Annotated in this window: 15 protein-coding genes; 12 read left to right on the top strand and 3 right to left on the bottom strand. The window is 65.3% G+C overall.

Annotation, left to right across the window (positions count from 1 at the left end; all coding sequences use genetic code 11):
• The 11 genes from nuoK to AC1DK4_RS38975 all read left to right on the top strand — a co-directional run.
• On the top strand, positions 1 to 197 hold a 197-nt coding region (gene nuoK, locus AC1DK4_RS38925), incomplete at its 5' end, for an NADH-quinone oxidoreductase subunit NuoK (RefSeq protein WP_477132194.1).
• Between the two features lie 59 nt (positions 198 to 256).
• Complete coding sequence (nuoL, locus tag AC1DK4_RS38930; protein WP_477132195.1) at positions 257 to 2,359, top strand: NADH-quinone oxidoreductase subunit L; 2,103 nt, start codon at positions 257 to 259, stop codon at positions 2,357 to 2,359.
• A gap of 13 nt (positions 2,360 to 2,372) precedes the next feature.
• Positions 2,373 to 3,839 carry an NADH-quinone oxidoreductase subunit M gene (locus tag AC1DK4_RS38935; RefSeq protein WP_477132196.1) on the top strand — a complete coding sequence of 489 codons (1,467 nt, stop codon included), beginning with the start codon at positions 2,373 to 2,375 and terminating at the stop codon, positions 3,837 to 3,839.
• An 18-nt stretch (positions 3,840 to 3,857) separates the two neighbouring features.
• Entirely contained in the window at positions 3,858 to 5,333 is a 1,476-nt protein-coding gene (nuoN, locus tag AC1DK4_RS38940; RefSeq protein ID WP_441612313.1) for an NADH-quinone oxidoreductase subunit NuoN, read from the top strand.
• 20 nt (positions 5,334 to 5,353) lie between these two features.
• Positions 5,354 to 5,662 (top strand): DUF2818 family protein, encoded by a 309-nt coding sequence (locus tag AC1DK4_RS38945; RefSeq protein WP_441612312.1) that lies wholly within the window; start codon positions 5,354 to 5,356, stop codon positions 5,660 to 5,662.
• 51 nt (positions 5,663 to 5,713) lie between these two features.
• Positions 5,714 to 6,361 (top strand): NUDIX domain-containing protein, encoded by a 648-nt coding sequence (locus tag AC1DK4_RS38950; RefSeq protein WP_441612310.1) that lies wholly within the window; start codon positions 5,714 to 5,716, stop codon positions 6,359 to 6,361.
• Between the two features lie 218 nt (positions 6,362 to 6,579).
• A complete protein-coding gene (locus AC1DK4_RS38955) occupies positions 6,580 to 7,032 on the top strand; it encodes a DUF1178 family protein (RefSeq protein WP_441612309.1) in 453 nt (150 codons plus the stop codon).
• Positions 7,033 to 7,126: 94 nt separating this feature from the next.
• Positions 7,127 to 8,329 (top strand): acyl-CoA dehydrogenase family protein, encoded by a 1,203-nt coding sequence (locus AC1DK4_RS38960; protein WP_441612308.1) that lies wholly within the window; start codon positions 7,127 to 7,129, stop codon positions 8,327 to 8,329.
• Positions 8,330 to 8,342: 13 nt separating this feature from the next.
• Positions 8,343 to 9,461: an acyl-CoA dehydrogenase family protein gene (locus tag AC1DK4_RS38965; protein WP_477132197.1), complete on the top strand. Its 1,119-nt coding sequence runs from the start codon at positions 8,343 to 8,345 to the stop codon at positions 9,459 to 9,461.
• A 78-nt stretch (positions 9,462 to 9,539) separates the two neighbouring features.
• Positions 9,540 to 9,989, top strand: coding sequence for a MaoC family dehydratase (locus AC1DK4_RS38970; protein ID WP_441649928.1), 450 nt, complete (start codon positions 9,540 to 9,542; stop codon positions 9,987 to 9,989).
• 95 nt (positions 9,990 to 10,084) lie between these two features.
• Positions 10,085 to 10,564 carry a MaoC family dehydratase gene (locus tag AC1DK4_RS38975; RefSeq protein WP_441612305.1) on the top strand — a complete coding sequence of 160 codons (480 nt, stop codon included), beginning with the start codon at positions 10,085 to 10,087 and terminating at the stop codon, positions 10,562 to 10,564.
• A 50-nt stretch (positions 10,565 to 10,614) separates the two neighbouring features.
• Here AC1DK4_RS38975 and AC1DK4_RS38980 read toward each other — a convergent pair whose 3' ends face one another.
• The 3 genes from AC1DK4_RS38980 to AC1DK4_RS38990 all read right to left on the bottom strand — a co-directional run bounded on the left by AC1DK4_RS38980 (position 10,615) and on the right by AC1DK4_RS38990 (position 12,461).
• Complete coding sequence (locus tag AC1DK4_RS38980; RefSeq protein ID WP_441612304.1) at positions 10,615 to 11,916, bottom strand: MFS transporter; 1,302 nt, start codon at positions 11,914 to 11,916, stop codon at positions 10,615 to 10,617.
• A 67-nt stretch (positions 11,917 to 11,983) separates the two neighbouring features.
• Positions 11,984 to 12,130: a hypothetical protein gene (locus tag AC1DK4_RS38985; RefSeq protein ID WP_441612303.1), complete on the bottom strand. Its 147-nt coding sequence runs from the start codon at positions 12,128 to 12,130 to the stop codon at positions 11,984 to 11,986.
• Between the two features lie 52 nt (positions 12,131 to 12,182).
• On the bottom strand, positions 12,183 to 12,461 hold the full coding sequence (locus tag AC1DK4_RS38990) for a hypothetical protein (RefSeq protein ID WP_441612302.1): 279 nt from the start codon (positions 12,459 to 12,461) through the stop codon (positions 12,183 to 12,185).
• Between the two features lie 390 nt (positions 12,462 to 12,851).
• Here AC1DK4_RS38990 and urtA point away from each other — a divergent pair.
• On the top strand, positions 12,852 to 13,970 hold a 1,119-nt coding region (urtA, locus tag AC1DK4_RS38995), incomplete at its 3' end, for an urea ABC transporter substrate-binding protein (protein ID WP_477132198.1).

The raw sequence follows: 13,970 nt of genomic DNA on the forward strand, positions 1-13,970 counted from the left end.
AGCTGATGCTGCTTGCGGTCAATATGAACTTCGTCGCCTTCTCGCACTACCTGGGCGACCTGGCTGGTCAGGTTTTCGTTTTCTTCATCCTCACGGTGGCCGCGGCCGAGTCGGCAATCGGTCTGGCAATCCTGGTCGTGCTGTTCCGCAACCTGGACACGATCAACGTGGACGACATGGACACCCTCAAGGGCTGATCCGCATCGCTACGTTATGAACCAAGACCGTTCTCCGACCGCACACCACTAAGCGTCCTATGGCAACCACGCTCGACCCCAACCTGCTACTGGCGATCCCGCTCGCACCGCTAGCCGGTGCAGCCATCGCCGGCCTGTTCGGCACCAAGTTCTTCAGCACGTTCTCCTCGGAGACGCGCGCCGGCCGCTCGCTGGCCCACACCGTGACGATCCTCGGCGTGGCGATCTCCTGCCTGCTGTCGATCATCGTGCTGATGGACGTGCTGAACGGCGCGAGCTTCAACGCCACCGTGTACGAGTGGATGACGATCGGCAGCCTCAAGATGGAAGTGGGCTTCCTGGTCGACTCGCTCACCGCGATGATGATGGTGGTGGTGACCTTCGTCTCGCTGATGGTGCACATCTACACCGTCGGCTACATGGCGGAAGACCCCGGCTACAACCGCTTCTTCGCCTACATCTCGCTGTTCACCTTCTCGATGCTCATGCTGGTCATGAGCAACAACTTCCTGCAGCTGTTCTTCGGCTGGGAAGCGGTGGGCCTGGTGTCCTACCTGCTGATCGGCTTCTGGTACACCCGCCCGACCGCGATCTTCGCCAACCTGAAGGCGTTCCTGGTCAACCGCGTCGGCGACTTCGGCTTCATCCTCGGCATCGGTCTGCTGCTGGCCTACAGCGGCAGCATGAACTACACGGACGTGTTCGGCGCGCGCGAGCAGCTCGCCACGGTGATCTTCCCGGGTACCGACTGGCTGATGATCACGGTCGCCTGCATCTGCCTGTTCATCGGTGCCATGGGCAAGTCGGCCCAGTTCCCGCTGCACGTGTGGCTGCCCGACTCGATGGAAGGCCCGACCCCGATCTCCGCGCTGATCCACGCCGCCACCATGRTGACGGCCGGCATCTTCATGGTCGCGCGCATGTCGCCGCTGTTCGAGCTGTCCGACACCGCGCTGTCCTTCGTGCTGGTGATCGGTGCGATCACGGCGCTGTTCATGGGCTTCCTGGGCATCATCCAGAACGACATCAAGCGCGTGGTGGCTTACTCCACGCTGTCGCAGCTTGGCTACATGACCGTCGCGCTGGGCGCGTCGGCCTACTCGGTGGCGGTGTTCCACCTGATGACGCACGCCTTCTTCAAGGCGCTGCTGTTCCTCGCGGCCGGCTCGGTCATCATCGGCATGCACCATGACCAGGACATCCGCAACATGGGCGGCCTGCGCAAGTACATGCCGATCACCTGGATCACCTCGCTGGTCGGTTCGCTGGCGCTGATCGGCACGCCGTTCTTCGCGGGCTTCTACTCCAAGGACTCGATCATCGAGGCCGTGGCCGAATCCCATATCGCGGGCTCGGGCTTTGCCTACTTCGCGGTGCTGGCCGGTGTGTTCGTCACGGCGTTCTATTCCTTCCGCATGTACTTCCTGGTGTTCCACGGCGAAGAGCGCTTCGGCAAGGAGAACCACGATCAGCACAACCACCATGGCGACCACGAAGACGAGGAAGTCTCGGCCGACCATCACCATGGCCTGGCGCCCGGCGAAAAGCCGCACGAGTCGCCGTGGGTGRTGACCCTGCCGCTGGTGATGCTGGCCATCCCCTCGGTGGTGATCGGTGCGATCGCCATCGGCCCGATGCTGTTCGGCGACTTCTTCAAGAACGGCGTGGCCTTCAAGAACGTGATCTACGTCGGCGAGAACCATCATGCGATGGAAGAGCTGGCCGAAGCCTTCCACGGCTGGGTGGCGATGGGCGTGCATTCGCTGACCACGCCGGTGCTGTGGCTGGCCATCGCGGGCGTGGTGCTGTCGTGGTTCTTCTACATGAAGCGCCCGGATATCCCGGCTGCCATCAAGCAACGTTGCTCGGGCCTGTACACGCTGCTCGACAACAAGTACTACATGGACGCCATCAACGAAGCCGTGTTCGCACGCGGTGCCCGCCTGCTGGGCACCGGCCTCTGGAAGGGCGGCGACCAGGGCCTGATCGACGGCCTGGTGGTCAACGGCGCGGCGCGCGTGGTGGGCTGGTTTGCTTCGGTGAGCCGCTACCTGCAGTCCGGTTACATCTACCACTACGCATTCGCCATGATCCTGGGCATGCTGGTGTTGCTGTCGCTGACGGTGTTCGGCACCTCGTTCGCCACGGTGGGCGCCAAGTAAGGAAAACAAGAAAATGGTTCTGTCTTTCGCTATCTGGCTGCCGATCTTCTTTGGCTTGCTAGTCCTTGCCTCCGGGTCCGATCGCAGTCGCTGCTACGTGCGCTGGGCGGCGCTGTTCGGCTCGGTCGCCAGCTTCATCGTCACGCTGCCCCTGGTCTTGCACTTCGACCGTTCCACGGCTGCCATGCAGTTCGTCGAGAAGGCGGAATGGATCGAGCGCTTCAACATCAACTACCACCTGGGTGTCGACGGCATCTCGATGTGGTTCGTGGTGCTGACCGCCTTCATCACGGTGATCGTGGTGATCTCCGCCTGGGAAGTGATCACCGAGCGCGTGGCCGAGTACATGGCCTCGTTCCTGATCCTGTCGGGCCTGATGATCGGTGTGTTCAGCGCGCTCAACGGCATGCTGTTCTACGTGTTCTTCGAAGCCACCCTGATCCCGATGTACATCATCATCGGCGTGTGGGGCGGCCCGAACCGCGTGTACGCGGCCTTCAAGTTCTTCCTCTACACGCTGCTCGGCTCGCTGCTGACGCTGGTTGCGCTGCTGTACCTGTACAGCAAGACCGGTACCTTCGATATCCTCGAATGGCACCAGGCCAAGCTGTCCATGAACGAGCAGATCGGCCTGTTCATCGCCTTCTTCCTGGCTTTCGCGGTCAAGGTGCCGATGTGGCCGGTCCACACCTGGCTGCCCGACGCTCACGTGGAAGCGCCGACCGGCGGCTCGGTGGTGCTGGCGGYCATCATGCTGAAGCTGGGTGCCTACGGCTTCCTGCGGTTCTCGCTGCCGATCGCACCCGACGCCAGCCATAGCATGGCAGCCTTCATCATCACCATTTCGCTGATCGCGGTGATCTACATCGGCCTGGTCGCGCTGGTGCAGGCGGACATGAAGAAGCTGGTGGCGTATTCGTCGATCGCCCACATGGGTTTCGTCACGCTCGGTTTCTTCATCTTCAACGAGATCGGCATCGAGGGCGGCATTATCCAGATGATCTCGCACGGCTTTATCTCGGGCGCCATGTTCCTTTGCATCGGCGTGCTGTATGACCGCGTGCATTCGCGCCAGATCGCCGACTACGGCGGCGTGGTGAACACCATGCCGAAGTTCGCCGCGCTGTCGGTGTTCTTCGCCATGGCCAACTGCGGCCTGCCGGCCACCTCGGGTTTCGTCGGCGAGTTCATGGTGATCCTGGGTGCGGTCAAGTTCAACTTCTGGATCGGCCTGCTGGCTGCCACCGCGCTGATCCTGGGCGCCGCCTATTCGCTGTGGATGGTCAAGCGCGTGATCTTCGGCGACGTGGTGCACAAGCACGTGGCCGAGTTGATCGACCTGAACAAGCGCGAGTTCTTCATGCTCGGCCTGCTGGCGATCATGACCCTGTACATGGGCCTGTATCCGAAACCCTTCACCGATGTGATGCACGCTTCCGTGGTGAACCTGCTGTCGCACGTGGCGCAGTCGAAGCTGTAATCGGGGAGAGAAACAAACATGCAACCGTCCTCGACAATGGCACCTGTGGCGCCAATCATCTTCCTGGCGATCGCGATCGCCGCGGTCAACTGGATCGACCTGGCCCGCGGCAGCAAGCGCACGAGCCTGGCCTATCCGCTGTCGCTGCTGATCACGCTCGTGCTGACCGTATGGTTCGGCCTCAACGCAGCCGCCGGCGAAACCAACTACGCCTTCGCCAACCTGGTGGTGGTGGACCCGATGGCCAACGTGCTGTCGGCCTTTTGCTCGGCCGCGCTGTTCATCACGCTGGTCTATACCCGCAGCTACCTGGCCGACCGCGAGATGTTCAGCGGCGAGTTCTACATGCTCGCGCTGTTCACGCTCGGCGGCCAGATCGTCATGATCACCGGCAACAACTTCCTGACCCTGTACCTGGGCCTGGAACTGCTGTCGCTGGCGTCGTATGCGCTGGTGGCCCTGCGCCGCGACAACCGCGTGACATCGGAATCCGCCATCAAGTATTTCGTGCTGGGCGCGCTGGCTTCGGGCTTCCTGCTGTATGGCATGTCCATGCTGTATGGCGCCACCGGTTCGCTGAACCTGGGCGAAGTGTTCCGCGTGGTGGAGTCGGGCCGCGTGAATACCACCATGCTGGCGTTCGGCGTGGTCTTCCTGGTGGCCGGCATTGCGTTCAAGATGGGCGCCGCGCCGTTCCACATGTGGATCCCGGACATCTACCAGGGCTCGCCGACCGCGGTGACGCTGCTGATCGCGGGTGCGCCGAAGCTGGCCGCGTTCGCCATGGCGCTGCGCCTGCTGGTCGAAGGCCTGCTGCCGCTGGCGGTGGACTGGCAGCTGATGCTGGCCGTGCTGGCCGTGGCCTCGCTGGCCATCGGCAACCTGACCGCCATCGTGCAGACCAACCTGAAGCGGATGCTGGCGTACTCCACCATCTCGCACATGGGTTTCCTGCTGCTGGGCATGCTGTCCGGCGTGGCTGACGGGCGTGCCGACGGTGCCGCCGGCGCCTATGGCGCGTCGATGTTCTACGCCGTGACCTACGTGCTGACCACGCTGGGCACCTTCGGCATCGTGCTGCTGCGCGCCGGCAAGGACTTCGAAGCCGAGACCCTGGACGACCTCAAGGGCCTGTCGCGCAAGAACCCCTGGTACGCGCTGCTGATGCTGGTGATGATGTTCTCGCTGGCCGGCATCCCGCCGACCATGGGCTTCTACGCCAAGCTGGCCGTGCTGGAAGCGGTCGTCAAGAGCGGCATGACCTGGCTGGCCGTGGTGGCGGTGCTGTTCTCGCTGATCGGCGCGTTCTACTACCTGCGCGTGGTCAAGCTGATGTACTTCGATGCGCCGGCAGACGATCGCAAGCTCGAATCGACCTTCGGCCTGCGCTCGATGCTGAGCCTGAACGGCGCGGTCATCATCGCCCTGGGCGTGTTCCCGTCGGCGCTGATGAACCTGTGCTACCAGGCTATCCGCGCCTCGCTGGCGTCCTGAAGCAAAGGCGGCACAGGCATATGAGTTCGTCCGCGGCAGGCTGGTTTGTCATCTTGCTGGCACTCGTCTGTGCCAACCTGCCGTTCGTCAACCAGCGCCTGTTCGTCCTGGTGCCGCTGCGCTTCGCCCGGAAGCCGCTGTGGATCAGGCTGGCCGAGTTGATCACCTGGTACGTGGGCGCCGGCCTGGCCGGCTTTGCGGTGGAGGCGGGGCTCGGCAACGCATTCCCGCAGGGCTGGCAGTTCTACGCCATCACTGCCTGCATGATGCTGGTGTTCGCCTTCCCCGGCTTCACCTGGCAATACCTCGTCAAACATCGCGCGGCCTGAGGCCCGGGCAGTGAAGACGCCCGGCCGGCCGCATCCGGACCCGGAGCTTTCATGAGCCACAAGATGGACACGGCCGCGGCCCTCGCGGACACCGACAACGACGATCTCGCCGCCGGCGGCGATCTGGCCCTGAAGGAAACCTGCGTGGCGTCCGCCACGCTGCACCAGGGCAAATTCCTCACGCTCAAGCAGGACATCGTCAGGCTGCCCGACGGCAAGCATGCCGGGCGCGAGTACGTGCTGCATCCGGGCGCGGTGATGATGATCCCGCTGTTCGACGACGGCAGCGTGCTGCTGGAGCGGCAGTTCCGCTATCCGGTCGGCGAGGTGATGCTTGAGTTTCCCGCCGGCAAGCTCGATGCCCAGGAAGGCGCGCAGCGCTGCGGCGAGCGCGAGCTGCGGGAGGAAACCGGCTACAGCGCCCGGCGCTGGGACTACCTCACGCGCATCCACCCCGTCATCTCGTATTCCACCGAGTTCATCGACATCTTCCTCGCGCGCGACCTGAGCGCGGGCGCCGCCGAGCTCGACGAGGGCGAATTCCTCGAGACCTTCATCGCGCCGGCCGGGCAGGTGATCGACTGGGTGCGCCGCGGACGCATCACCGACGTCAAAACCATCATCGGCGCCTTCTGGCTGGAGAAAGTGATCTCCGGGGCCTGGCAGCCCGGCGAGCAAGCGCTGCCCGGCTTGCGCTGAGCCCCGGCGGCGATCCCTCCAGGCCATGCCCGGCAAGCTGCCGGGCATGCGCGTAGAATCCCATTCCTTAGCCGTGCCATTGCGACCATGCCCCCGGTTCTGGCGCCGTACCAAGCGGTTGTGCCAAGCCGGCGGCGCAAGGTCGCAAAAAAATTAGCACGACCGTTCACAAAATTCCGTTTCGCGGATACTATAGCTTTCGACGGGCTGGAAACATCATGAAGGTGCTCGACCTGCGTTGTGCGCAAGACCATCGTTTCGAGGGCTGGTTTGCTTCGGAGGACGATGCGCAAGCGCAGATTCTGCAGAAACTCGTCCAATGCCCCATCTGCGCGGACCATGCCATCACCCGGTTGCCCAGCGCGCCGCGCCTGAACCTGTCAGGCGCGACCGCGGCACCGGCGGGCAGGCCGGCCGAGGCGAAAGCCCCGGCCGCGGCTGCCGTGACCCTGCAGTCGCTTTACATGAAGGCGGTCAGGCAGGTACTGGCGCAGACGGAGGATGTGGGCGAACGCTTTGCCGAAGAGGCCAGGCGCATGCATTACGACGAGACACCGGAACGCGGCATCCGCGGCACGGCGTCCCCGGACGAAGTGCAGGCGCTTGCCGAAGAGGGCATCGATACCTTCCAGCTCGTGGTGCCGGATGCGCTCAAGCAGACGGCTCACTGAATAGCGTCCTGTGCCCGCGGCAGTGTCTTGCCGGCGCATGACGCGCTAGCTAGAACAATATGCCGGTCTCACACCGGCATCACTGGAGACGGGCATGGATCTCAACTACTCGGCGGCCGACGATGCCTTCCGCGCGGAAGTGCGCGGCTGGCTGGAGGCCACTCTGCCGGCCGACATCAGCAGCAAGATTCTCAACCATCGTCGCCCGAACCGCGACGACCTGGTGCGCTGGCACAAGCTGCTGGCAGGCCGCGGCTGGTCCGCGCCGCACTGGCCCGTGCAGTACGGAGGCACCGGCTGGAACGCCACCCAGCGCCATATCTGGGACGAGGAAAATGCCCGCGTCGGCGCGCCCGGCGTGCTGCCCTTCGGCGTGGCCATGGTCGCGCCGGTGATCATGAAGTACGGCAGCGAGGAGCAGAAGCAGTACTTCCTCCCGCGCATCCTGGACTGCACCGACTGGTGGTGCCAGGGCTACTCCGAGCCGGGTTCGGGCTCCGACCTGGCGTCGGTGAAGACCCGCGCCGAGCTGACCTCGGACGGCAAGCACTACATCGTCAACGGCCAGAAGACCTGGACCACGCTCGGCCAGCACGCCGACATGATCTTCTGCCTGGTCCGCACCGATCCCGAAGCCAAGAAGCAGGAAGGCATCTCCTTCCTGCTGATCGACATGAAGACCCCGGGCATCACCGTGCGCCCGATCATCATGCTCGACGAAGAGCATGAAGTGAACGAAGTGTTCTTCGACAACGTCCAGGTGCCGGTGGAGAACCGCGTGGGCGAAGAGAACCGCGGCTGGACCTATGCCAAGTACCTGCTCGGCCACGAGCGCACCGGCATCGCCCGCGTGGGCAACTCCAAGCGCGAGCTGGGCTTCCTCAAGCGCGTCGCCAAGCAGCAGCAGAAGAACGGCCGCCCGCTGCTCGAAGACCCGCTGTTCGGCGCCAAGGTCGCCGCGCTGGAAATCGAACTGATGGCGCTGGAACTGACCGTGCTGCGCGTGGTATCGAGCGAGAGCGCCGGCAAGGGCCCCGGCCCCGAGGCCTCGATGCTCAAGATCAAGGGCACCGAGATCCAGCAGATGCTGACCGAGCTGATGGTGGAGGCCGTCGGCCCCTACGCGCAGCCGTTCGACACGGCCTACCTGGAGTGCGAGCACGAACATGCCGTCACCGGCTACGACGATGCCGCGCCGCTGGCCGCCTACTACTTCAACTATCGCAAGACCTCCATCTACGGCGGGTCCAACGAAATTCAGAAGAACATCATCAGCCAGATGATCCTGGGGCTGTGAGGAGACACGCGATATGAACTTCAATCTCAGCGACGAACAGAAGCAACTGGCCGATGCCATCCACCGCTTCATCGACAAGAGCTACGACTTCGAGACCCRCAAGAAGGGCATCAAGACCGCCAGCGGCCATGGCGATGCAGCCTGGGGCGCGCTGGTCGAGCTCGGCCTGACCGCGCTGCCGGTGCCCGAAGCGCAGGGCGGCTTCTCGGGTACGGCGGTCGACATGATGGTGGTGCAGCAGGAACTGGGCCGCGGCCTGGTGGTGGAGCCGTACTTCGCCACCGTGGTCGGCGCCTACGCGCTCAAGCTGGCCGGCGGCCAGGATGCGCTGCTGGAGCAGGTCGCCGGTGGCGAGCTGAAGCTGGCCGTGGCATTCAACGAGCCGCACGCCCGCTACGCGCTCAACGACGTGCGCGTCACCGCGAAGGACGGCAAGCTCAACGGCCGCAAGTCCGTGGTCATCCACGGCGCGCAGGCCGGCCGCCTGATCGTCTCGGCCCGCACCTCCGGTGCCGATGCCGACACCGGCGGCATCTCGCTGTTCCTGGTCGATCCCAAGGCCGCCGGCGTCAGCATCACCGACTACCGCACCATCGACAACCTGCGCGCAGCCGATATCACCTTCAAGGATGCGCAGGGCGAGCTGCTGGGCACTGCCGGTGCCGCCTGGGACGTGATCGAGCAGGTGGCCGACTACGCCGCCGTGCTGCTGTGCGCGGAAGCCGTCGGCGTGATCGACACGCTCAACGCCGCCACGCTGGAATACGCCAAGACCCGCCAGCAATTCGGCCAGCCCATCGCGCGCTTCCAGGCGCTGCAGCATCGCATGGTGGAGATGTTCATCCATGCCGAGCAGTCGCGCTCGATCACGCTGCTGGCCGCCGCCAAGTTCGACGAGGCCAGCCCCGAAGAGCGCCGTCGCCTGGCTTCCGCGGCCAAGGCGCGCGTCGGCCAGGCCGCACGCTCGGTCGGCCAGGAAGCGGTGCAGATCCACGGTGGCATGGGCGTGACCGACGAATTGCCGGCCGCGCACATGTTCAAGCGCCTGACGCTGATCAACACCACCTTCGGCGATGTCGATCACCATCTGGGCCGCTTCGCGACCCAGCCCGGCTTCCTGGAAACTGCCTGATCCAGGTCGAAGACAAGAACCGCGCCGTAGTCCAGGCGCGGTTTTTTCATTCTGCAGTGGCCGTAGACGGAACGATCCATGCCCACCCTGTATTTCGAAGACTTCGCCGTCGGCAGCAAGTGCGACCTCGGCTCCCACCTGGTGACCGAGGAGGAGATCCTCGCCTTCGCGCGCCAGTATGATCCCCAGCCCTTCCATATCGACAAGGAAGCGGCGCAGGACAGCATCTACAAGGGCCTGATCTCGAGCGGCTGGATGACCTGCTCGATCATGATGCGGCTGCTGGTGGACAGCATGACCACCGGTGCGGCCAGCATGGGCTCGCCCGGCGTGGACGAGATCCGCTGGCTCAAGCCGGTCTATGCCGGCGATACGCTGAGCGTGTCGCTGGTGGTGCTCGACGCGCGCGCATCGGCCTCCAGGCCGGACCGCGGCGTGGTGCACACGCAATGGGAAGCCACCAACCAGCGCGGCGAGCTGGTCTGCACGGTCAAGGGCATGGGCATGTACGGCCGCCGCCCGGTCTGAGAGGCCGTTGCCAGCCCGCGGACATCAAGGCATCATCTGGCCGCACCGACGCCGATCGCGGCCGCCGCTCACCACCACAACAACGAGGAGACATCATGCGTACCATCGCTTCGCTCGAAGAACTGGAAAGCCTGCAGGGCCAGGAAGTGGCCACCAGCGACTGGATCGAGATCACCCAGCAACAGGTCAACCAGTTCGCCGAAGCCACCGGCGATCATCAATGGATCCATATCGACGTGGAGCGCGCCCGCCGCGAATCGCCGTTCGGCGGACCGGTGGCGCACGGCTTCCTGACGCTGTCGCTGCTGCCGGCCTTCATGCATAACGCGCTGGACATGCCCGGCGTAAAGATGGGCGTGAACTACGGGCTGAACCGCGTGCGCTTCACCGCGCCGGTGCCGGTCGGCAGCCGCCTGCGCGCGCGCGTGAAACTGCTGTCGGTGGAGCGCCTGGAGCCGCTGCCCAACGCGCCCGGCCTGGTCGGCGCACAGTCGAACTGGGAGGTCACGGTCGAGCGCGAAGGCAGCGACCGGCCCGTGTGCGTGGCGGAATCGATCAGCCGCCGCTATTCGTAGTCCTCGCGACGCGGCCGCGGCGGCGAGCCCGCCCCGGCCGCGTGCCTGCCTCAGGCCGGCGACCGCGCCGGCATCATCTCCTGCGTGGCCCTTGCCAGCGCCTTTGCCGAGCGCTCCGGATTCAGCCACAGCAAGCCCATCGCACCGCTGACGAGCAGGAGCAGGGCGTTGATGGTGAAGCCCACGTCGAAGCCGCCGTTCATGCCGTGGCGCTGCACCAGCTGCCCCATCACCGCCGGCGCCACGATGCCCGCCAGCGAAATCACCGCGGTATGGATCGACAGCACGCTGCCGCGCTGCGCTTCGGGCACGACCTGGGCCAGCATGGCGGGCGAGAGTGCATAGGCCACCGGCGGCAGCGCGCCCGCCACCGCCAGCAGCAGGACCATCGGCACCGGCGACAGCGTCACCGATTCGATCACCAGGTACATCACGCCGCCCGCCATGGCCGGGACTGAAATCAGGACGCCGCGCGCCAGCCGCGAAGAGGCGCCATTGCGCAGCATGCGCTGCGACAGCCAGCTCAGCACCAGCGTGGTCGGCATGGCCGCCACCACGATCACCGCGTACCAGCGGCCCGTGGCCACCGGGTTGAAGCCGAGTCCCTTCTCCATCCACGCCGGCAGCCATGTCAGCGCGAGCGCGAGTGCCCAGTAGGCGCAGAAGTTCAGCGCCATGCACGACAGCACGGTCGGGTCACGGAAGATGCGCCGGTAGGGCAGCCGCGCGGCGGGCGCGCCGCCGCCCGCATGTTGCGCCGCGGGCTGGGTCAGCGAGCCTTCGCGGCCCACGCAGAGCCACATCACGCTCCACGCCGCGCCGATCGCGCCGAGGACGATGAAGTTGGCGCGCCAGCCCCACTGCAGCGACACCAGCGGAATCGCCAGGCCCGCCACCAGCAGGCCCACCGTGGCGCCCTGGTTCACCACCGCCACGGGCAGGTTGCGCTTGTGGTCGGGAAACCATTTGTAGAGCGCATGCACGGAGATCGGGAAGGCCGGACCCTCCGCCGCGCCCAGCAGCATGCGGCACACCAGGATGGTCATGGCCGAGCCGGCCAGCACCACGGGCACCTGCAGTACCGCCCATGCCACGCCCATCGCCAGCAGCAGCCAGCGCGTGGCAACGCGGTTGGAGAGAAAGCCCACCAGCACGGTGGACAGCGCGAACAGCCAGAAGAAGCTGCTGGCGACCAGTCCGAATTCCGCGGGCGACAGCTTCAGGTCCGCCATCATCGGCACGGCGACCATGCCCAGTACGATCTTGTCGAGGAAGTTGATCAGCGCGAGCCAGGTCAGCATCGAAGCCATGGCCCAGGCGCGACGCGGCTGGTAGGACGAGGGAAGGTTCATGGGTATGCGCGGTGGGTGGCAGGGAAGAGGCGGGTGGGAATCGGGTGGGAAGCGGGGCGCGGCGCGTTCAATCCAGGTGCCGCACGATCAGATCGCGCAGCCGTCCGGGCTGCTCCGGCATGGCCAGGTGGCCGCCGCCGGTCTCCGCGCAGCGCGCCTGATCGCCGGCGCGGCGACAGTGGCCATGACCGCTTTGTCTTGCAGGCGCTCTCATTGGCATTCTCCTGTCGCGGGTCGTGACCCGACGGCGTGGGCGGGCAGGGTGGCTAGCGGGCCGCGGCCTCAGCCGCCTTGCGCAGCGTGAAATCCCGCCGGCGCGGCGTGGCTGGCTGCCAGCGGTACGCCGCGGACCGGTCCCGCTTCGGTGCAAAGGAAAAACTGCAGGGATGAAAGGGGATGTCGCTGCCACGGCCGGGACAGGTGTTGTCGCGCCACGTGCCGACGACCGTGCCGGCCAAGCCCGCCCCGCTGACCACGATACGGTCGGCGCCGGGCACGCCCGTGCGGGCGCCGGTGCCGTCCAGCTGCTGCCGTGCGGCTTTCAAATTGGCTGTCTCCGGTTGCTGCTTTTTCTATGTGCCGCCGCAGCGATGGGGAACCATAGAGCCGTTTCCGGATTCGGGCAAGTCACGGCGCAGCATGTCGCGCGCGAAGGCAGGCGACCGGCGCGCTGCAGTATGGTGCCGCCGCGCACCAGCGCCGCCGGTGCCGGTGTGCAGGTGTGCCCCAATCTGAAGTGGGCTTTGCGCGCCGCACATGCTTGGTGCGCGCGGGCGGCGCACTGTCGTGGTGCGCAAGGGCCGGCCGTTGTCGCCGGAGGCGCCCGGGCCCGTGCTGGAGGGCCCGGGCACGCGCTTCACGCCATGGCACGCTAGTTGCAGAAGCATTCCCGGGGTGCGTTGTTCCTTATCAAACACGACAATCTGGGAGCTGTAATGAAACGACGTGACATGCTGAAGCTGTCGGCGGTAGCCGCCGCGGCGCTTTTCGCAACCGCTGGCGTCAGCCCGCTGGCAATGGCGCAGTCCAAGGAGCCGATCAAGATCGGCATCCTGCATTCGCTGTCCGGCACCATGGCCATTTCCGAAACGTCCCTCAAGGACGTGGCGCTGATGACCATCGACGAGATCAACAAGAGCGGCGGGGTCCTCGGCCGCAAGCTCGAACCGGTGGTGGTGGACCCGGCCTCCAACTGGCCGCTGTTCGCCGAGAAGGCCCGCCAGCTGATCACCAAGGACAAGGTCGCCGTCACGTTCGGCTGCTGGACKTCSGTATCGCGCAAGTCGGTGCTGCCGGTCTACGAGGAACTGAAYTCGTTGCTGTTCTACCCGGTGCAGTATGAAGGCGAGGAGATGTCCAAGAACGTCTTCTATACCGGCGCGGCACCCAACCAGCAGGCCATCCCCGCGGTGGAATACCTGATGAGCAAGGAAGGCGGCGGCGCCAAGCGCTTCTTCCTGCTGGGCACCGACTACGTCTACCCGCGCACCACCAACAAGATCCTGCGCGCCTTCCTCAAGAGCAAGGGCGTGGCGGACAAGGATATCGAAGAAGTCTACACGCCGTTCGGCCACAGCGACTACCAGACCATCGTCGCCAACATCAAGAAGTTCTCGCAGGGCGGCAAGACCGCGGTGATCTCCACCRTCAACGGCGACTCCAACGTGCCSTTCTACAAGGAACTGGGCAACGCCGGCCTGAAGGCCAAGGACGTGCCGGTGGTGGCGTTCTCGGTCGGCGAGGAAGAGTTGCGCGGCATCGATACCAAGCCGCTGGTGGGCCACCTGGCCGCGTGGAACTACTTCATGTCGGTCAAGAACCCCGAGAACGATGCCTTCAAGAAGCAATGGGCTGCGTGGGTCAAGGCCAACAACCTGCCGGGCGCGGAGAAGCGCGTGACCAACGACCCGATGGAAGCCACCTACGTTGGCATCCACATGTGGGCGCAGGCAGTGAAGAAGGCCGGCACCACCGATACCGACAAGGTGCGCGCCGCCATGTATGGCCAGACCTTCAAGGCGCCGGACGGCTTCACGCTGACCATGGGCGAGAAC

This window comes from Cupriavidus sp. 05N38 (genome assembly GCF_056397345.1).

Excerpts from the sequence above, each read along its gene's own strand:
- AC1DK4_RS38985 (WP_441612303.1), bottom strand. The coding sequence starts at position 12,130 with ATGAGAGCGCCTGCAAGACAAAGCGGTCATGGCCACTGTCGCCGCGCC.
- AC1DK4_RS38945 (WP_441612312.1), top strand. The coding sequence starts at position 5,354 with ATGAGTTCGTCCGCGGCAGGCTGGTTTGTCATCTTGCTGGCACTCGTC.
- AC1DK4_RS38980 (WP_441612304.1), bottom strand. The coding sequence starts at position 11,916 with ATGAACCTTCCCTCGTCCTACCAGCCGCGTCGCGCCTGGGCCATGGCT.
- nuoN (WP_441612313.1), top strand. The coding sequence starts at position 3,858 with ATGCAACCGTCCTCGACAATGGCACCTGTGGCGCCAATCATCTTCCTG.
- AC1DK4_RS38975 (WP_441612305.1), top strand. The coding sequence starts at position 10,085 with ATGCGTACCATCGCTTCGCTCGAAGAACTGGAAAGCCTGCAGGGCCAG.
- AC1DK4_RS38955 (WP_441612309.1), top strand. The coding sequence starts at position 6,580 with ATGAAGGTGCTCGACCTGCGTTGTGCGCAAGACCATCGTTTCGAGGGC.
- AC1DK4_RS38970 (WP_441649928.1), top strand. The coding sequence starts at position 9,540 with ATGCCCACCCTGTATTTCGAAGACTTCGCCGTCGGCAGCAAGTGCGAC.
- AC1DK4_RS38950 (WP_441612310.1), top strand. The coding sequence starts at position 5,714 with ATGAGCCACAAGATGGACACGGCCGCGGCCCTCGCGGACACCGACAAC.
- AC1DK4_RS38960 (WP_441612308.1), top strand. The coding sequence starts at position 7,127 with ATGGATCTCAACTACTCGGCGGCCGACGATGCCTTCCGCGCGGAAGTG.